Annotated in this window: 16 protein-coding genes, 6 tRNA genes and 1 pseudogene; 2 read left to right on the top strand and 21 right to left on the bottom strand. The window is 43.6% G+C overall.

Annotated elements, in window-relative coordinates; all coding sequences use genetic code 11:
• Window positions 1-102: 102 nt before the first annotated feature.
• The 6 genes from ACEYKX_RS05990 to ACEYKX_RS05965 all read right to left on the bottom strand — a co-directional run bounded on the left by ACEYKX_RS05990 (window position 103) and on the right by ACEYKX_RS05965 (window position 5,343).
• Window positions 103-741: a MerR family transcriptional regulator gene (locus ACEYKX_RS05990; protein ID WP_373766881.1), complete on the bottom strand. Its 639-nt coding sequence runs from the start codon at window positions 739-741 to the stop codon at window positions 103-105.
• Window positions 742-887: 146 nt separating this feature from the next.
• Window positions 888-963, bottom strand: a tRNA-Gly gene (locus ACEYKX_RS05985).
• An 11-nt stretch (window positions 964-974) separates the two neighbouring features.
• A tRNA-Leu gene (locus tag ACEYKX_RS05980) sits at window positions 975-1,061 on the bottom strand.
• 16 nt (window positions 1,062-1,077) lie between these two features.
• Window positions 1,078-1,153: transfer RNA gene (locus ACEYKX_RS05975), tRNA-Gly, on the bottom strand.
• A 172-nt stretch (window positions 1,154-1,325) separates the two neighbouring features.
• Window positions 1,326-4,775 (bottom strand): transcription-repair coupling factor, encoded by a 3,450-nt coding sequence (mfd, locus tag ACEYKX_RS05970; protein ID WP_373766880.1) that lies wholly within the window; start codon window positions 4,773-4,775, stop codon window positions 1,326-1,328.
• 103 nt (window positions 4,776-4,878) lie between these two features.
• Window positions 4,879-5,343, bottom strand: coding sequence for a nuclear transport factor 2 family protein (locus ACEYKX_RS05965; protein ID WP_373766879.1), 465 nt, complete (start codon window positions 5,341-5,343; stop codon window positions 4,879-4,881).
• Between the two features lie 67 nt (window positions 5,344-5,410).
• Here ACEYKX_RS05965 and ACEYKX_RS05960 point away from each other — a divergent pair, with 67 nt between their 5' ends.
• Window positions 5,411-6,481 (top strand): MFS transporter, encoded by a 1,071-nt coding sequence (locus ACEYKX_RS05960; protein ID WP_373766878.1) that lies wholly within the window; start codon window positions 5,411-5,413, stop codon window positions 6,479-6,481.
• 74 nt (window positions 6,482-6,555) lie between these two features.
• Here the strand turns inward: ACEYKX_RS05960 and pepT are convergent, their stop codons facing one another.
• From pepT to folB, 10 genes and pseudogenes are all read right to left on the bottom strand, one after another.
• Window positions 6,556-7,800: a peptidase T gene (gene pepT / locus ACEYKX_RS05955; RefSeq protein ID WP_373766877.1), complete on the bottom strand. Its 1,245-nt coding sequence runs from the start codon at window positions 7,798-7,800 to the stop codon at window positions 6,556-6,558.
• Between the two features lie 24 nt (window positions 7,801-7,824).
• Window positions 7,825-8,916 carry a DNA replication/repair protein RecF gene (gene recF, locus ACEYKX_RS05950; protein ID WP_373766876.1) on the bottom strand — a complete coding sequence of 364 codons (1,092 nt, stop codon included), beginning with the start codon at window positions 8,914-8,916 and terminating at the stop codon, window positions 7,825-7,827.
• Window positions 8,917-9,159: 243 nt separating this feature from the next.
• The gene (gene dnaN / locus ACEYKX_RS05945; RefSeq protein ID WP_373766875.1) at window positions 9,160-10,263 is read right to left on the bottom strand and encodes a DNA polymerase III subunit beta; all 1,104 of its coding nucleotides are present in this window, start codon (window positions 10,261-10,263) and stop codon (window positions 9,160-9,162) included.
• A 9-nt stretch (window positions 10,264-10,272) separates the two neighbouring features.
• Window positions 10,273-11,607, bottom strand: a complete 1,335-nt coding sequence (gene dnaA, locus ACEYKX_RS05940) for a chromosomal replication initiator protein DnaA (protein WP_373766874.1) — start codon at window positions 11,605-11,607, stop codon at window positions 10,273-10,275.
• A gap of 200 nt (window positions 11,608-11,807) precedes the next feature.
• A complete protein-coding gene (arcA, locus tag ACEYKX_RS05935) occupies window positions 11,808-12,524 on the bottom strand; it encodes a two-component system response regulator ArcA (RefSeq protein WP_373766873.1) in 717 nt (238 codons plus the stop codon).
• A gap of 186 nt (window positions 12,525-12,710) precedes the next feature.
• Window positions 12,711-13,598, bottom strand: a complete 888-nt coding sequence (cdd, locus tag ACEYKX_RS05930; RefSeq protein WP_373766872.1) for a cytidine deaminase — start codon at window positions 13,596-13,598, stop codon at window positions 12,711-12,713.
• A 74-nt stretch (window positions 13,599-13,672) separates the two neighbouring features.
• Window positions 13,673-13,864, bottom strand: a complete 192-nt coding sequence (locus ACEYKX_RS05925; RefSeq protein WP_373766871.1) for a hypothetical protein — start codon at window positions 13,862-13,864, stop codon at window positions 13,673-13,675.
• A 12-nt stretch (window positions 13,865-13,876) separates the two neighbouring features.
• A pseudogene (locus tag ACEYKX_RS05920) lies at window positions 13,877-14,020 on the bottom strand (hypothetical protein); the annotation flags it as partial.
• Window positions 13,978-14,457, bottom strand: coding sequence for a tetratricopeptide repeat protein (locus tag ACEYKX_RS05915; protein WP_373766870.1), 480 nt, complete (start codon window positions 14,455-14,457; stop codon window positions 13,978-13,980). The gene ACEYKX_RS05915 and the pseudogene ACEYKX_RS05920, both read right to left, overlap by 43 nt.
• 52 nt (window positions 14,458-14,509) lie before the next feature.
• Window positions 14,510-14,869: a dihydroneopterin aldolase gene (folB, locus tag ACEYKX_RS05910; protein WP_373766869.1), complete on the bottom strand. Its 360-nt coding sequence runs from the start codon at window positions 14,867-14,869 to the stop codon at window positions 14,510-14,512.
• Between the two features lie 76 nt (window positions 14,870-14,945).
• Between folB and plsY the strand changes: the two genes are divergently transcribed.
• Window positions 14,946-15,560, top strand: a complete 615-nt coding sequence (plsY, locus tag ACEYKX_RS05905; protein ID WP_373766868.1) for a glycerol-3-phosphate 1-O-acyltransferase PlsY — start codon at window positions 14,946-14,948, stop codon at window positions 15,558-15,560.
• Between the two features lie 34 nt (window positions 15,561-15,594).
• Here plsY and pilW read toward each other — a convergent pair whose 3' ends face one another.
• The 5 genes from pilW to ACEYKX_RS05880 form a co-directional block, all read right to left on the bottom strand.
• Window positions 15,595-16,170 (bottom strand): type IV pilus biogenesis/stability protein PilW, encoded by a 576-nt coding sequence (gene pilW, locus ACEYKX_RS05900; protein WP_373766867.1) that lies wholly within the window; start codon window positions 16,168-16,170, stop codon window positions 15,595-15,597.
• A 67-nt stretch (window positions 16,171-16,237) separates the two neighbouring features.
• On the bottom strand, window positions 16,238-17,398 hold the full coding sequence (locus ACEYKX_RS05895) for a bifunctional tRNA (adenosine(37)-C2)-methyltransferase TrmG/ribosomal RNA large subunit methyltransferase RlmN (RefSeq protein ID WP_373766866.1): 1,161 nt from the start codon (window positions 17,396-17,398) through the stop codon (window positions 16,238-16,240).
• 234 nt (window positions 17,399-17,632) lie between these two features.
• Window positions 17,633-17,708, bottom strand: a tRNA-Val gene (locus ACEYKX_RS05890).
• A gap of 42 nt (window positions 17,709-17,750) precedes the next feature.
• Window positions 17,751-17,826, bottom strand: a tRNA-Val gene (locus ACEYKX_RS05885).
• A 57-nt stretch (window positions 17,827-17,883) separates the two neighbouring features.
• A tRNA-Val gene (locus ACEYKX_RS05880) sits at window positions 17,884-17,959 on the bottom strand.
• Window position 17,960: the final 1 nt, after the last annotated feature.

The following is a 17,960-nucleotide window of genomic DNA, read 5'->3' as shown; positions in this document are numbered from 1 at the left end:
AGTCTGTTTTGACGTTGCGAGGGATTATAATGCCATTAACAAAAAGTGTAAAGTAGCACTATTTACTTTTAACAAAATCTGTCTCTCAAACTGCTACTTTGGCTATGGTTTTACTTGTTGATAAGTATTAAATGTTTGTAAGTTCAGTACATAAGGTTTCAGCAGCAATAACACATCAAACAAATGTTTCAAACGTTCATTCTGCTTTTCTTCCGTTGCCAGAATATTCACACCAATAGCGACTTCTTGCTGTGCTAATTTTTTGGCGGTTTCCGCGTAGGTTTGGAGCAGCTGTAATTCCCGATCATCGCAACAGCTAATAATAGATAACATATCACGTTCACGGCGGGTAAAAACATTATCACGCGGGTTGATTAAACCGGATTTAACTAATGCATTCAGCTCAATCTCCGTGATACCGAATTCATCACACAATTCTGAGGCGAGGAAGTTTTCACTCTCCGCCCCCATAATAATATCAAGTGAATGAGTCAAACTTTTGTATGGATGAGCGATATCAAAGTCCTTGTGAGCAAACAGCGTTTTAATTTGTGAAATAGTGGCACTAAAATTGGTCTGTAGATATTTGATAAACTCAATCAGTTGAATGTTACTTTCATCATAAAGATGAAAATTGGGTTTATCTTTAAGCGGCTCGGGCAGTAAACCTTCTTTTACATAGAAAAGAATCGTTGATTTGGGCGTATTGGTCAGCTGTGAGAGCGTATTCATTTTAATCATAGTCTAAGTATCCCTTGCTAATTTTTTCAGTATCTTAACATAAAAGTGTAAAGTTTTACTTTTTAAAATGAGGGAAGATATTAGGGGAATGATTGATTTTTTAGATATAAAAAAAGCACCTTGTGGTGCTATCATTATATTTAGAATGGAGCGGGAAACGAGGCTCGAACTCGCGACCCCGACCTTGGCAAGGTCGTGCTCTACCAACTGAGCTATTCCCGCTTATTTGTTAATGGTGCCCGAGGCCAGACTTGAACTGGCACGCCCCGAAAGGCGAGGGATTTTAAATCCCTTGCGTCTACCGATTCCGCCACTCGGGCACGACGCGATAAAAAATGGAGCGGGAAACGAGGCTCGAACTCGCGACCCCGACCTTGGCAAGGTCGTGCTCTACCAACTGAGCTATTCCCGCTAAAAACGCTACTTGGTAGTAGCGTTTCGTGGGGTGCATTCTAGCGTGTTGAATGCTTGTGTCAAACAGAAATTGATAAAAAACCGTTTGTTAGTTTAAAAATCATGCTTTTTACCGCTTTTTGCAAAAATGTTTATTCAGACAACAGGTTAATTACCCGCTTACCACACGATTATTGTAACCCTTCGATCAACTCACTCACAAACTTCAAGCGTTCTGTAGAGTCTGCAAGCGGTAAGTTAAAGCGGAATTTTTGCGGACCATCAAATTTATAAACTGTCTTATCCTTTTGAATCAGCTTCAAAAACTTCATCGGATCAGGCGTTGCAGTTGGTTTGAACTCAAGATAACCGCCGTTGATCCCTGCATCGACTTTTTTCAACTGTAACCCTTTTGCCAAGTGGCGTAATTGGGTAATCTGGAACAGGTTTTTCGTGGCTTCCGGCAGTAAACCGAAGCGGTCAATCAGCTCGATTTTCAGATCTTTTAAGGCTTCATCACTCTCTGCACTGGCAATCCGTTTGTAGAACGACAAACGCATATTCACATCAGGCAGATAATCATCAGGCAGTAACGCAGGCACGCGTAATTCAATATCTACTTGCTGTTGGGTAATTTCATCTAAAGTCGGTTCACGCCCTTCCTGCAAGGCTTTAACAGCATTTTCAAGCAGTTCCATATAGAGTGAGAAACCTAAACTCTCAATCTGTCCGCTCTGTTCACTACCGAGTAATTCCCCTGCTCCACGAATTTCAAGATCGTGGGTCGCCAGCACAAAGCCTGCCCCAAGATTATCAATGCTACTCATCGCTTCAAGCCGTTGCTGTGCATCTTTGGTCAGCGTTTTTGGCGGTGGGGTTAGCATATAGGCATAGGCTTGGTGGTGCGAACGTCCGACACGCCCACGCAGTTGGTGTAGCTGTGCCAAGCCGAATTTATCCGCTCGCTCAATGATAATGGTATTGGCGGTCGGCACATCAATCCCGGTTTCAATAATGGTTGAGCAAACCAACAGATTAAATCGTTGGTGGTAGAAATCAGACATTACTCGTTCCAACTCACGCTCTCGCATCTGCCCGTGTCCGATCACAATACGCGCTTCCGGCACCAGTTTGGCAAGCTGTTGTGCAGTATTTTCAATGGTTGCCACATCATTATGCAGATAATACACTTGTCCGCCACGCAGAATTTCACGCAAAATCGCTTCTTTGATTACCGTATCATCGCTTTGTCGCACAAAGGTTTTGATCGACAAACGGCGAGCTGGTGGGCTGGCGATAATCGACAGATCTCGCATTCCGTTTAACGCCATATTGAGTGTTCTTGGAATTGGCGTTGCCGTGAGCGTGAGAATATCAATATTGGCTCTCAGTTGCTTAATTCGCTCTTTTTGGCGTACGCCAAATCGGTGTTCTTCATCAATCACCAGCAAGCCTAGATCTTTAAACTGCACATCTTCTTGCAATAATTTATGTGTCCCGACCAAAATATCGACTTTACCATCCGCCACTTTTGCCAAAATTTCTTTCTGCTCTTTGGCGGTTTTAAAACGGGAAAGCACTTCCACGTTGATCGGATAATTCGCGAAACGATCTTTAAAATTCTCAAAATGTTGCTGTGCTAACAAGGTTGTTGGAGCAAGGATCGCCACTTGTTTATGGTTCATCACCGCCAAGAAGGTCGCTCGCATTGCCACTTCGGTTTTACCAAAGCCGACATCGCCACACACAAGGCGATCCATCGCTTTCGGCAAGCACATATCGCTAATCACCGCATTGATCGCCGTTTTCTGATCTTCGGTTTCTTCAAACGGGAAAGTGTTGCTAAATTGTACGAACGCATCTCGATCGTACTCGAACGCAAAGCCTTTTTGTGCTTCACGTTTCGCATAGACATCAAGCAACTCCGCCGCCACATCACGAATTTTCTCCGCCGCTTTTTGACGAGTTTTCGCCCACGCTTCCGATCCCAGTTTATGTAACGGGGCATTTTCGTCCGTTCCGCCGATATAACGGCTAATTAAATGAAGCGACGCCACCGGCACATAAAGTTTGGCATCGTTGGCATAATGCAACACAAGGTATTCCGCCTTAATACCGCCAGCATCAAGGGTGGTTAAACCGCCATAGCGCCCCACACCGTTTTCCAAATGCACCACCGCTTGCCCGATTTTCAGTTCGGCAAGGTTGCGGATCAAGGTATCAGGATTAACGGTTTTACGGCTTTTCTCTTGTCGGCGACTTTGCTGTACTTTCTCGCCTAACAGATCCGTTTCGCAAATTATCGCCAGTTTTTGACCGCTTGTTTCAATAATAAACCCTTGATCAAGCGGTGAGATCAGTAAAGAAATTGGCGAATTGATCTCAGCCAGTTGCTTCACTTGCTTTGGCTTGATATTTAGCGGTGCAAGTAGTTCCAGCAAGGTTTCCCGTCTGCCTTCCGTTTCCACCGAAAAGAGAATTTGCCCCTTGAATGTCTGCTGAAACTGTAAAAAAGAGGCAAAAGGCTCTTTTTGGTTGGATTGCACCGCAATGTCAGGCAACGGCTCAAGGTTGGCGTTCTGCTTCGCCGCCGAACTGCGAACTTTCTCGTTGGTTAAAGTTAAACGTGGATAGCCTTTTAGCTGTTGGTTAATCTGCTCGATATTGAACCAAAGCTGTTCAGGTGGAAGTAACGGTCGCATCGGATCGACACGGCGACTTTCATAACGTCTTGCGGTATCTTGTTGAAATTGCTCAGCTTTTTGCTGAATATCGGCAAAGGTGATAAACAACGTCTGTTCAGGCAGATACTCAAACAAGCTCGCCATTTGCTCAAAAAAGAGCGGTTGCCAGTATTCAATCCCTGCATTTAAAATGCCTTTGCTCACCTGCTGATAAATATGCTCTGGTTCACGGCGAATTTCACCAAATTGTTCACGGAATTTGCCACGAAAATACTCGATCCCGTTGCTATCTGTCGGGAACTCGTGGGCTGGCAATAAGTTGATTTCGTCAATCTGCTCAATGGTGCGTTGATTATCCACATCAAAGGTGCGGATCGTGTCGATTTCGTCGTCAAAAAAGTCCAAACGATAAGGCGAATCAGCTCCCATCGGATAGAGATCGAGCAACGCACCACGCACCGCATATTCGCCATATTCCAGCACCTGTTCCACCGCTCGATAGCCTGCATTTTCCAGCTGTAAGCGTAATTTCTCAATCGAAAAACGGTCGCCTTTTTTAATCAACAATACGTTGTTCGCCAAATAATTCGGCGGACAGACTTTTTGTAATAAGGTATTGATTGGCAACAGGAAAATCTGCTTCTGCCCTTGTTGCAACTGAAATAACGCAGATAAACGGGCGGAAATAATATCTTGATGGGGCGAGAAATTGTCGTAAGGCAAGGTTTCCCAGTCAGGAAAAAGCTGTACAGGCAGTTTGGTAAAGCTCGGTAAACTTTTTTCCAACCGCAACGCCGTGCGGGTATCAGGCGTGACCACCACCGTCAAGCCTTGAAATTGCTGGCTTGCCTGCACAATCGCAAGGGTGTCCGAATGCCCGATTAAGTTACCTAAGGTTTGATGATCTTGATGTGTGCTGCTCGCTTTCGGCAGACGAAATTGAAGTTCAAATGACATACAAGCGGTTTGATTTATCCGAAATATTGCAAATGAGGGGATTGTACCCGCTATGGGAGTTTGTTGCAAAAAATAGGGAAAATCAGACCGCTTGTATTAACAATCAGGCGAGTTTCTTAATGATTAACCGCTTAATTTGGCGTTTATCTTTACGTTCAACAGTCGTAATGGTGGCTTCGACTAAAGAAGCCGATTCCACACCGCAAAATTCGCCGGAAACATTAGATAGACTGGTAAATTGATTACCTTGGAAATCAAAATTACTTAATTCTTGGATTTCACTGTAATTTGCGTTTTTCTTTTGAATATTTTTTATCCATTCTTGTTTTGAAAGTACTAAATCCGATCCGACATGAATTTCAAAATCATCGGCAAGTAATGCTTGTAGTGCCGGAAAATCCCGATGTAACAACGCATTATGCAGCTGATGATTTAGTTCTACAATCTCAGCTTTGGTCATTTCCCGTTCCGCTTTAATAGATTGAATCGCAGGATAACTCCCCGCAATAGACGCGCTTAATCCGAGCAAAACAGCAATAATCGGCTGCCAGAATTTTACTTTTTTCATTTCTATCTCCTCGAGAATTTGAGTATATTATACGCAAATTTTTTGTTTCTCATACTCAGGTTATGTAATGAATGTACAAAATATGATTTTGTGGCGTAAATTTTTCTCCGGATTAGCTTACACCGCAATGCAGAGTGTATTTTTTATCTATTTACAATATTACAAAGGCTTTGAAGCCAGCCAAATTGCTACCGCATTTTCATTATTGGTGTTTTCCAGCCAAGCTTTCTCGTTATTTGCCGGTTCATGGGGCGACCGCTTCGGACGTTCTTATATTATGTTGCTCGGTTGTTTGCTAGATACCTTGGCTTATTTGTTGTTATTGCTGACAAATCAATATATATTCTTATTATTAGCCACATTTTGCTTCGGTTTAGGCAGCACTTTATTCAGCACGAATGCCAGAGCGTTTTTACTCACCAATACGGACGATAACTACGCCTCAAAAGCCAATGCGCAAGGCAAGTTTTTAAAAATCTCCAGCCTTGCATCCATGGCCGCACCGCTGCTGTCGTTACCGTTTATTTTCTATCGCAAAGCAGAGTGGCTGATTTGGGTGAGTTGCTTTATTGAAGTGGCAATGTTGCTCTTTATGCTCAAAGCCATGCCGAAAGATGAGTGTAAAACTGCCAAAGGTGGACGCTTTAAATTCAGTGAAGTGAAAGCGGTACTAACCAAGCGGTTTGTTTTTGTCCATTTATTGCTCTTTATTCCGTTAGGTTTGGGAAGCGCCTTTTATGTGATTTTTCCGTATATTTTCACCAATTTGCTCGACCGACAAGAGCTGGTTTCCATTGCGTTTTTTGTAAATAATCTGATCGCTGTTTTGTTGCAATCCCGTTTTTCCCGCAAACTCAATCTCGGTATCGCGAAATTGGTCTATATCAGCCCGATTTTGATCATGTTGCTGCTCCTGCCGTGGTTCTATACTCTACAATCGCTTTCTGTCATCTCTGCTTTTGCCTACTTAGTGATTTTTGCATTGGTGATTTTATTTACCAATACGGCATTGGCAAATGTATTGGTGAAATTAGATAAAGGTGAAAATCAAGGGCTGATGTTTGGGATGTCGAAAATGATTTTAGCCGTCACTACCGCCGGCGTGATGAATGCGTTGCCGTTTGTGTTTTTGATTTAAGCGTTAACAAGCGGTCTGTTTATCTGATTTTTTCGCAAAAAATCGGGGGAAACAGACCGCTTGTCGACATTCGTTCAATTAAATTTATACTCCCCAAAGGCTTTGGCAATTCCTACCACCACATTCGCTGCCTGTTCCATCACATCAACGGAAATAAACTCAAAACGTCCGTGGAAGTTTTCGCCGCCCGTAAAAATATTTGGTGTTGGTAAGCCCATGTATGACAGGCGAGAGCCATCGGTACCGCCACGAATTGGCTCTAGGTTTGGCGTGATACCTTGTGCTTTCATGACATTTTCAGCAATATCAACCAGATAGCGATAATCTTTGACCACTTCATACATATTGCGATATTGCTCGACAATCTCGACTTTGCCACACTGTTCGCCATATTTTTGTTGCATTTGTGCCATTGTAGCGGTGAGATCATTGCCGAATTTTGCTAATTCTTCACGCTCAAAACTGCGTAAAATGTAGTGGATTTTACATTCGCTTAAATCGCCTTCAATATCGTGCAACATAATAAAGCCTTCACGCCCTTCACTTGTTGCTGGGGTTAAATGTGGAGGCAGGCTGTTTTGGAACTCACAAGCTCGCTCTAAAGCGTTGATCATCTTGCCTTTGGCTGTTCCCGGGTGAACACTGCGTCCGTAGAAGGTGACAGTTGCCGCATCGGCATTAAAGTTTTCGTACTGCAATTCCCCAAGCGGTCCGCCGTCTAAGGTATAGGCAACATCAGCGCCAAAGGCTTTGACATCAAAATGATCCGCTCCACGTCCGATTTCTTCATCGCTGGTAAAGCCGATACGGATTTTGCCGTGTTTGATTTCAGGGTGTGCTAACAAGTATTCTACCGCTGACAGAATAATCGCAATCCCAGATTTATCATCTGCACCAAGCAAGGTTGTGCCGTCGGTGGTCACAAGCGTATGTCCGACTAAACCGTTTAGGTTCGGGAAACCCTGCGGCGATAACGTATGCCCACTGCCTTTTAGCAAAATATCACCGCCTTGATACCGCTCAATAACCTGTGGCTTCACATTCTCGCCGTTGAAATCAGGGGACGTATCAACGTGAGCAAGTAAGCCGAGTACGGGAATGGCTTTGTCGCTATTGGCAGGCAATGTTGCAAAAACGTAGCCGTTAGGATCAACGGAAATCTCGGTTAATCCCATCGTTTCCATTTCGGTTTTGAGTAGATGAAGTAAATCCCACTGTTGCGGTGAGCTAGGGACAGTTTGGCTTTTCGGATCTGATGTGGTGTGAATTTGAACGTAACGCAATAGGCGTTCAAGTAAGGCGGTTTTAAATGGGATCATTATTTTCTCCTTTTGGTGAATGGATTACGAACAAATGGGCTGAATACTCCCCTGTTTGACAGAAAACAGGCGATCATCGCTCTGCTCTTGCCACTGCATTTGTTGTAACTGGTCTTGGGTAATGGCGGTTACAAAGACTTGCGAACCGCTTTGGCGTAGGCGGTGAGCAAGCAGTTCACGTTTGGTTGGGTCAAGTTCAGAGGCAAAATCGTCAATTAAAAACAGGCATTGGCGATTTTTTTGAGCGATCAGATATTCTCCTTGAGCAAGACGTAACGCACACATCAGCAGTTTGAGTTGTCCACGAGAGAGAACATCTTCCACAGGTAATCCGTTCGCCCGAAAACGAAAATCGGCTTTCTGTGGTCCAATCATGGTATAACCGACACTGCGATCCCGTTCAAAGCCTTGTGCCAAAATCTCGGCATAATCGCTCTCTTTTTCCCAACCTTGATGAAAGCTGACACTGATTTCTAATTCAGGTAAAAAAAAGCGACAAGTTAGTTCAATCTCCGGGCGAAGGGCTTCCGCATAGTTTGCTCGAAGTTCACTGACGATTTTAGCCAGTTTAGCCAGTTCAATATCCCACGGTTTTAACTCTCCGTAGTGACGAACTTGTGCCAGTGCTGAATTACGTTGTTTCAGTAAGCGTTTTAAGTTAGTCCAGTGCTGATAAAATTCGTGATGTTGATGAAACAACCCCCAGTCAAGAAAAGCTCGGCGATAGGTCGGTCCGCCATTGAGTAGCGTTAAGCCTTCAGGGGTAATGACTTGCATAGGTAGAAGATGAGCAAGATCAGAAATTTTTTTGCCGTCTTCACCGTTAATTTTTAAGGTAGTATCGCCTTGCCGATTTTTTTGGAGCCCGACAGACCACTGATGTTGCGCTTCTTCGACCTTGCCGAATAGGGTAAATTGATCTTGATCGTAATGGATAATACGATTACTGATGTGGCTTTTAAACGATCTGCCGTGTCCAAGATAGAAGATCGCTTCCAGTAAGCTCGTTTTGCCACTACCGTTTTCACCCACCAAAAAGTTAAAGCCGTGGCTCAATTCCAGATCCACGGCAGTCAAATTTCGGAAATTGTTAATGATTAAACGGGATAGGGGCATTTTATCGTTTTAACTAGCAGTTAGAGTTATTTTGTACAAAAAATGATGTTTAGATTTAATTATTCCCTTCTGAGCCACCTGAGCGTGTTTAAATTTGTAGGAACATTTTTCTCTGAGCCAACGAAGTTGGCGAATTTAAAATGTTCCGTTAAGCAAATTCAAACTAAGCGAAGATTAGTGGCGAAGTTAGGGTGTGTTTCTTTGATTACTTTCTTTGCACAAGCAAAGAAAGTAACACTGCCCCTACAATCTCATCGGCATAATCACATATTCCGCCGTAGCATTATCGCAATCTTCAATTAAACAGCTTGAACTTGCATCTACAAGGCTGATACGTACACGCTGGCATTTTAATGTATTCAGCACATCTAACAGATAGCTCACGTTAAAACCGACTTCCATCTCTGCACTTTGATAAGAGACATCAATGATCTCTTCCGCTTCTTCTTGTTCCGGGTTGTTCGCAGTAATTTTTAACAAATTTTGATTTAGAGCTAGACGCACGCCACGGAAACGTTCGTTTGATAAAATCGCGGCACGTACTAATGCACGTTTTAATACTTCGGCATCCGCTTCTAAAATGCGATCCGCATTGCGCGGCAATACCCGACGGTAATCAGGGAAACGGCCGTCAATCAATTTGGAGGTAAACACAATGCCGTTCATGGTAACGCGCAGGTTACTCGTACCGATTTCCAAGCGAACACTTTCCGTATTATTGCCGACTAAACGCGCAAGCTCCAACACGGCTTTACGCGGAACAATTACCGAATGGGTTAACAGTTCTTGATTTAACGCCATGGTACAAACCGCAAGACGGTGTCCGTCCGTTGCCACCGAACGCAATAAGTTGCCTTCGGTTTCTAACTTCATCCCATTTAAGAAATAACGGGCATCTTGGTTTGCCATAGAAAATTGCGTTGCATCGATTAATCGGGCAAGAATAGATTGTTCAATCGTAAAATCGACTTCCGGTTTCCAATCCATTAAATTCGGGTAATCCGATGCAGGTAACGTTGCCAAATTGAATTTGCTTCGATCTGCACGAATCAAGGCGCGATCATCTTCAAATTGAACGGAAATAACGCTATCGTCCGGTAGGCTTCGACAAATATCCAAGAACTTCTTCGCCGGAATGGTAAATTTCCCGCTCGATCCGACCGCTTCATACAGTTCGGCTTGCGTGGTTAATTCCACTTCCAAATCAGTTCCCGTTAACGATAAACGGCTTCCTTCAATGTCCAATAAAATATTATTGATAACGGGTAATGTCGGGCGGCTGGTTAATACGCCACAGACTTGTTGTAACGGTTTGAGTAACTGCTCACGGGTAATAGTAAATTGCATAACAATTCCTTAGGACGATAGTTTGCGAGTTAAATTGGTGTAATCCTCCTGAATACTGTCATCAGTATCCCTGAGTTCGTTAATGGTTTTGCAAGCATGCATCACGGTTGTGTGATCCCTGCCGCCGAATTCACGCCCGATTTCCGGTAAACTGTGATTGGTCAACTCTTTCGCGAGTGCCATCGCCATTTGACGAGGACGGGCAACGGAACGGGTACGGCTTTTTGATTTCAAATCCGACATTTTAATATTGTAATATTCTGCAACGGTTTTCTGAATATTCTCAATCGTAATCAAGTGATCGTAAGAAGCGATCAGATCTTTTAACGCTTCTCGTACGGCATCGATGGTAATTTGACGTTTGGTAAAATTACTCCATGCAATCACGCGGTTTAACGCCCCTTCCAATTCACGAACGTTAGTGCGCAGTTTTTGCCCCAAAAAGAAGGCAACGTTTTCATCCAATATCACGCCTCTTTCTTCGGCTTTTTTCATTAAAATCGCTACACGGGTTTCCAATTCCGGCGGTTCAATCGCAGCATTTACCCCCCAACTTAACCGAGAACGGATGCGTTCTTCAATATTTTCGATACTTTTCGGAAAAACATCCGACGTCACGATAATTTGTTTACTGCGTTCAAACAATGAATTGAACGTATGGAAAAACTCTTCTTGCGTCACTTCTTTATTGGCGAAAAATTGAATGTCGTCAATCATCAACACATCAAGAGAACGGTAGAATTTTTTGAAATTCTCAATGGTATTGGCTTTGATCGCTTTTACCATATCCTGAACAAAGCGTTCCGAATGGATATAAACCACCCTTGCATTCGGGTTTTGTTTTAAAATTTCGTTACCGACCGCATGCAATAAATGGGTTTTACCGAGACCTGTTCCGCCGTAAAGTGAAAACGGATTGCAATGACTTTCTCCGGGATTGTTCGCCACTTGTTGGGCAACGGCTTTAGCTAATTGGTTTGATTTACCCTGGACGAAATTTTCAAACGTCAAGGTATCGATTAACCCGGTACGTAACGAACTCGGTGCTGTTTGTTCCGGTTCTTCTTTCAGCGTATTGGTTTGTGTTGTCACAGTCTCGGCCGGTTTGATACCGACGCGAATCTGTACTTGAAGATGATCATTTTTTGTTAAAAAACGTGCCAGCCCGATAATTTCGCCTAAAAATTTGTCTTGTACCCATTTTGCCACAAATTGGTTATGCGCATAAATCACTAACTCATCTCCGGCAACGCTCGCTTGCAACGGACGCAACCAAGTATTGTATTCCGTAGACGGTACTTTCGTTTGTAAGTGACTTAAACAATCTGACCACAGAGATGACACGGGTTTACTCCAAATTTATTAAAATTATGATTAAGGGGTTGATTATCATACCCGAAAAACAGACTGAGATCTTGTAAAATTTTGCACCTTGTCTGGCGCTTTCTCAAAATCCGACAAACAAACAAGCGGTGAGATCCGGCAAATTTTTTGCAAAATTCCGCCCTTATCTCACCGCTTGTAAAAAAGAGAGAAAAAGAGATTTACTCCAATTCTCCGCAAAAACGATAACCTTCCCCGTGAATCGTGACGATAATTTCCGGGGTATTCGGATGATCTTCAAAATGTTTACGAATACGTCGAATTGTCACGTCTACCGTACGATCGTGCGGTTTTAATTCCCGACCGGTCATGCGTTTCAGTAAGTCTTCTCTGGTTTGAATTTTTCCCGGGTTTTCGCAGAAGTGCAGTAATGCTCTGAATTCGCTGCGCGGTAATTTAATGATTTCACCTTCGGGGTTAATTAAGCTGCGACTGTTAACATCCAACGTCCAACCGTTAAATCGGTAGCAGTCGATATGTTGCGGATCTTTGACCGATTTCTCTTTCTCCGCCATAGTGCGTTGTAACAAATTCCGCGCCCGAATCGTCAGTTCACGCGGGTTGAACGGTTTGGTGATGTAATCGTCCGCCCCGATTTCCAATCCGAGAATTTTATCGACTTCGTTGTCCCGACCGGTTAAAAACATCAGTGCAATATCGGTATTTTCACGCAACTCGCGCGCCAGCATTAAGCCGTTTTTTCCCGGTAAATTAATATCCATAATGACCAAATGAATTTCTTGGTGATCCAACACCTCATTCATCTCGTTACCGTCCGTTGCTTCAAAAACATCATAACCTTCAGCCTCAAAAACACTTTTCAGCGTGCTTCGGGTCACGGCTTCATCTTCAACAATGAGGATTTGTGGGTTTTGCATTTTCTAACCTTATTACAATAATTTAACAAATCGGTTCATAACAACACTTTGCATAAATGTTGCAAATTTGTGCCATTCTACTGGGCATTTGTAGCATTCGAAATACGTTATCTTACATTTACTTAGCTTTAATCAAATTTTAGTAAGAAATATATACTGATTTGTATCAGACTTGTTTGTTTTTTGTTAAAAATTAACATACTCAACGGATAAATTAAAGAGACTTTTTGCCAAAGCTTCCGTGATTGCGCGATGACTTAACACCGCCGTTTTTTCGGCAAAAACGATACGTGAAACCGCTATATCGTCCCATCCTCTTAAACGGCGGAAATTCAACGCACTCTGTAAAGGTAAAAAGCTTGGGTTAAAAGCAGCATTTTCCGCGTATCGCCCGGTGATAATCCGACCACCGACTTGCAATGCAATACCACTGATTGCCCGACTATAAGGTGCATAGGATTGGCTTGCGGCACCTAGTGCAGCTTGGGTCAACTCATCTCCGGTAAGTGTAACGCAATGGTTTTGTTGATCAAATAAGACCTTTTCGATCGCTAAATCTTTCGGTCCGAATGCATCGGGTAAATAATCATGTAATCGGTTATGCCGGCTATGCGGTAAGTGGATCCGAAGCTGCGCCGCACTGTTCAGTTCATTCATAAACTGACGGCAATGTCCGCAAGGTGTGTAATTCACAACGACATCGGTTAATCTCGTTTCACCGGATAGCCACGCATGGGAAACCGCACTTTGTTCGGCATGGACGGTTTGCTGGATGGCTTGATGTTCGAACTCTTGATTTGCACCGAAATAGAAAGCGCCTGATTGACCGATAGCAATAGCGCCGACGTAAAAATGTGAAACCGGCACACATGCGTAGCATGCGGCAATCGGCAAGCAGGCTAACGCCAACTGTAGCGGTGAGCGTTGTAGCTTGTGACACAATCGTTCAACATCTTGTGCTTCAATGATTGCTTGGTAATTTTGCGCTTTGATATGCTCGACAACTTGTCGAACGACGTTGTCTTGATTTTCAGTGAGTAATGCCGCCAAACGGGCGTGAATCTCTGCTGACATAATATTTCTCCTTTAATCATCTTTATTGTTTCCCGGAAGTCGATTTATCGATACGCTTAATCGCCTCATCCGCTTTATGACTCAGATCCGCATAATCTTGCCGCAGCCTTCTGCTTTAACTCCGCCGAGCCGAAATTAAATACGTTCAAATAATCAGAAAACGCCTCACCCAGGTTCTTCTCTACGCCGCGCCCTTCTTCAAGCATGACTGCCCGTCGATAAACCATATCCGAATTATCGGCGAACATCGTGCTCTTATCGACCATCGCATAATGCTTAAAAGCAAGCTTATCGTTTTTTTCAATCCCTTCTGAGCCCTCTTCGTACAGTTTACCTAAAATCCGATTGGCTTCCGAATCGCCGTGATTTGCAGATTTTGTCAGATAACTGACCGCTTGTTGAAGGTTTTTTTCGACACCAATACCTTCAAATAGGCTTGACCGGCATACAATACATCGTCAGGCTGATACGCTTCCGAATCCGCTACTTTTTTATACCATTCAAACGCCTTCGCAGAATCCATAGGCACGCCTTTACCCTCCGTATACATTTCCGCCAGTAATTTCATTGAATGGATTTGGGTTTTATCCTTCGCGGCTTTTTCAAGCCAATCATGCGCTTTTTTATAATCAGGTTCGTGATAAGTCCCCCAATAATAAAGTTCGCCCAAATATGCCTGAGCGGGAGCGTAGCCTTTTTCCGCCATTTCGGTGAATATTGCGATGGCTTGCGAGCTGTCACTGCTAATTAATTGTTCAGCCCGCACCATTTTTTCTTCAAAAGAAGCGGGGGCGTTTTCCCCGAAAGCGGGAACGGCACTCAATAACACAAGTGCGCCAAATATGCTTTTTAATTTCATCTGACTCGTTGTTTGGATTATCATGCCGGCCTCTTATGTGCAGATCACATTTCTAATTTTTCTTTCCCCGTTCGACGATGACGCCGACGCTTGACGCTTGAGCAACCGCTTTGGGTTTGTGTAATTCGATACGCAGCCATTCAATGCCGTATTCCCGTTGCAACAAATCGGCTACGCGATAAGCGACCGTTTCGACCAATTTAAACGGTGTGGATTCCACAAAGGTTAAAATTTTTTGTGACACTTCCGCATAATTCAGACAATATTGCACGTCATCCGATTCCGTGGCGCGGCTAAAATCCCATGCCATTTCAAGATTAATTATCAGACGTTGTTTTATCGTATGTTCCCAATCATAAACCCCGATAGACGCAAATGCCGTCAGTTCGCGAATAAAAACTTTATCAGTCATCGGATCTTTCCTTATTTTCCTTTTAGAAACTTTCGGTAGAATATAGCACAATCATCAAAGCAAATAAGGAAAAAATATGAGCATCATCGCCTATTTACTTATTTTAGGTGCCTATCTGCTCGGTTCCGTCTCCAGCGCCGTCATTTTTTGTCGCCTAGCCGGCTTACCGGATCCGAGAGAACACGGCTCACATAATCCGGGGGCCACCAATGTACTACGTATCGGCGGCAAACTCTCGGCTCTCGGCGTACTCATGGCGGACATATTGAAAGGACTGCTCCCTGTGTCAATTGGATTCTATTTGGAATTAAGCCCTTCCGTGATTGGTTTTATCGCGTTGTCGGCTTGCTTGGGGCACATTTTCCCGATTTTCTTTCGTTTTAAAGGGGGAAAAGGCGTGGCTACGGCATTTGGTGCAATTGCACCGATTGGTTATGCGGTGTCCGGAATGATTGTGGGAACGTGGTTGGTCGTCTTTGCCGTTTCGGGCTATTCGTCTCTCAGCGCCGTGATTACTGCGCTGGTCGCCCCATTCTATGTTTGGTGGTTTAAACCCGAGTTCACTTTTCCGGTAGCATTGGTTTGTTGTTTATTGGTTTATCGGCATCATGATAATATTCAACGCCTGTGGCGCGGACAAGAAGACAAGGTATGGCAAAAATTTAAAAATAATACCAAACGTACAGAATAATAGACCGGCCGATAAGCTTATCGGCGGGCTGCCTTTATTGCATTAGCTTTCTTAACGTTGTGGCTCGCTCCCCGTCCAATTTATCCAGCTTGGCAAGTGCTTCTTGCTGTTTTAAGCCGTTTTTCGCCATATTGGCACATAATGCGATATTTTCTAAGGTATCCGCTTGATTGTAATAGGCTTCTTGACTGGTTAATGCCGTTTCAAATTGCTGATAGGCTTTGTCGAATTGCTTTTGTTTGCAGAGAAAGGTACCGTAATTGTTCAGTACATCAGGGCGAACTTGATGATTTTTAGTCTGTGCTTTACTTAACTCAAGGGCTTGTTGGTAGGCATCTTCTGCTTTTTGGTTATCGCCGGTTTGTTGATAATAATAGGCAAGGACTGAATGTGGTAAATAGTCTTTTGCATCGTGTTCAAGCGCTTTGTCGATGTTCTCTTTCGCTTTTGGAAAATCAGATTGTTCAAGGTAAGCCAGTGCTAAATTAATGCGAGCTTTGACGGCTTCCGAACGATTAAAATCCACCTGTGCAGTTTGGTTTGAACAAGCAACAAGCCATAACGCCACACTACAAGCGGTCAGATTTCGGAAAAATTTTGCAAAAGTCATTTGATTTTCCTTATATTACAAAGAGAAACATATATCCCCTCTCCCGTTTACGGGAGAGGGGGAGGACTTATTGATTTTGAACCGCAATCCCTTCGCCGAATTTACGTTTTTCAAGGGTGCGTTTAGTGCGGTCAATCACGTCACCGGCAAGCTGTCCGCAAGCGGCATCAATATCATCACCTCGAGTTTTACGCACTGTTACCGTAAAACCGTATTCCATCAAGGTTTTTTGGAAGCGATCAATACGCGTATTTGAACTCTTCGCATAAGGTGCTTCCGGGAACGGGTTCCACGGGATCAAGTTGATTTTACTTGGGGTATTTTTTAACACTTCAGCAAGCTGATGGGCGTGTTCCACATCATCATTGACGTGACTTAGCATCACATATTCAATCGTCACTTTACCGTGATTAGCATTTGATACTTCCAAGTATTTATTCACCGAATCAATTAACATTTTAATGTTATATTTTTTATTCAGCGGAATTAACTCATTACGCAACTCATCATTTGGTGCGTGCAATGAAATTGCCAACGCCACATCAATCTGCTCACGCATTTTATCCAACGCAGGCACAACCCCTGATGTAGAAAGGGTCACACGGCGTTTAGACAGACCATAAGCAAAATCGTCTAACATAATTTCCATTGCCGGAATAACGTTATTCATATTTAGCAATGGCTCACCCATTCCCATCATTACCACATTGGTAATCGGACGAATACCCGTTACACCAAAGTTACCGATAATTTTTGAAGCTCGCCACACCTGCCCGATAATTTCAGATACGCTCAAATTACGGTTAAAACCTTGCTGTGCCGTTGAGCAGAAAGTACAAGCCAAGGCACAACCCACCTGTGAAGAAACACACAAGGTGGCACGATCATCTTCCGGGATATACACCGTTTCAATTTGCTGATCACCAACCCACATCGCCCATTTGATTGTGCCATCGGCAGAACGTTGCTCTACGGCGACTTCCGGTGCTTTAATTTCAGCGATCCGTTTCAATTTTTCACGCAACACCTTGTTGATGTTGGTCATATTGTCAAAATTATCTTCTCCAAAATGATAAATCCATTTCATCAGCTGATCGGCACGAAACGGCTTCTCACCCATCTCCGCAAACAGCTCACGCATCTGCTGACGGTTTAGGTTTAATAAGTTAATTTTTTCAGTTTGGATTGAATTGCAACTTGCATCCGTTGCTTGAATTTGTTCAGACATTGTTTGAAAGCCTCGTTGTTACACGGTTTGCGGCAAAAGGTTAGTTTTGCTGGTTTAAAAAGAGCGTGAATTCTACTGATGTCCGTGCATTTAGGCTAGTGATTTTTACAAGATTTGAAAAGTTGAATATTGGCGTTTTTCGACGGAGATCACAAAAATAACAAAATTGAAATACAAGCGGTCAGATCAAATAAAAATTTTGCAAAATAAAAAGGTGGTTAGTGAAAAGTAAAGTGGTGGGCGATACCGGTCTCGAACCAGTGACCCCCTCCTTGTAAGGGAGGTGCTCTCCCAACTGAGCTAATCGCCCGAAGACCTTGCGGTTTCGACTAGTTTAAACACTTGAATTAAGTGGTGGGCGATACCGGTCTCGAACCAGTGACCCCCTCCTTGTAAGGGAGGTGCTCTCCCAACTGAGCTAATCGCCCACTTAAGATAAGCATTTAAACTAATGGGAAGTTTGAAAGGTTGGTACTTTAAAAAAGTGGTGGGCGATACCGGTCTCGAACCAGTGACCCCCTCCTTGTAAGGGAGGTGCTCTCCCAACTGAGCTAATCGCCCT

This window comes from Glaesserella sp. (assembly GCF_041817755.1).
Taxonomy (GTDB): domain Bacteria; phylum Pseudomonadota; class Gammaproteobacteria; order Enterobacterales; family Pasteurellaceae; genus Glaesserella.
The sequence above is the reverse complement of the archived record's forward strand: the minus strand, read 5'-3'. Positions and strand labels throughout refer to the sequence as shown.

Bases quoted from the DNA above. Each gene is read 5' to 3' on its own strand.
- ACEYKX_RS05990 (WP_373766881.1), bottom strand. From the start codon at position 741: ATGATTAAAATGAATACGCTCTCACAGCTGACCAATACGCCCAAATCA.
- mfd (WP_373766880.1), bottom strand. From the start codon at position 4,775: ATGTCATTTGAACTTCAATTTCGTCTGCCGAAAGCGAGCAGCACACAT.
- ACEYKX_RS05965 (WP_373766879.1), bottom strand. From the start codon at position 5,343: ATGAAAAAAGTAAAATTCTGGCAGCCGATTATTGCTGTTTTGCTCGGA.
- ACEYKX_RS05960 (WP_373766878.1), top strand. From the start codon at position 5,411: ATGAATGTACAAAATATGATTTTGTGGCGTAAATTTTTCTCCGGATTA.
- pepT (WP_373766877.1), bottom strand. From the start codon at position 7,800: ATGATCCCATTTAAAACCGCCTTACTTGAACGCCTATTGCGTTACGTT.
- recF (WP_373766876.1), bottom strand. From the start codon at position 8,916: ATGCCCCTATCCCGTTTAATCATTAACAATTTCCGAAATTTGACTGCC.
- dnaN (WP_373766875.1), bottom strand. From the start codon at position 10,263: ATGCAATTTACTATTACCCGTGAGCAGTTACTCAAACCGTTACAACAA.
- arcA (WP_373766873.1), bottom strand. From the start codon at position 12,524: ATGCAAAACCCACAAATCCTCATTGTTGAAGATGAAGCCGTGACCCGA.
- cdd (WP_373766872.1), bottom strand. From the start codon at position 13,598: ATGTCAGCAGAGATTCACGCCCGTTTGGCGGCATTACTCACTGAAAAT.
- ACEYKX_RS05925 (WP_373766871.1), bottom strand. From the start codon at position 13,864: ATGGTCGATAAGAGCACGATGTTCGCCGATAATTCGGATATGGTTTAT.
- ACEYKX_RS05915 (WP_373766870.1), bottom strand. From the start codon at position 14,457: ATGAAATTAAAAAGCATATTTGGCGCACTTGTGTTATTGAGTGCCGTT.
- folB (WP_373766869.1), bottom strand. From the start codon at position 14,869: ATGACTGATAAAGTTTTTATTCGCGAACTGACGGCATTTGCGTCTATC.
- plsY (WP_373766868.1), top strand. From the start codon at position 14,946: ATGAGCATCATCGCCTATTTACTTATTTTAGGTGCCTATCTGCTCGGT.
- pilW (WP_373766867.1), bottom strand. From the start codon at position 16,170: ATGACTTTTGCAAAATTTTTCCGAAATCTGACCGCTTGTAGTGTGGCG.
- ACEYKX_RS05895 (WP_373766866.1), bottom strand. From the start codon at position 17,398: ATGTCTGAACAAATTCAAGCAACGGATGCAAGTTGCAATTCAATCCAA.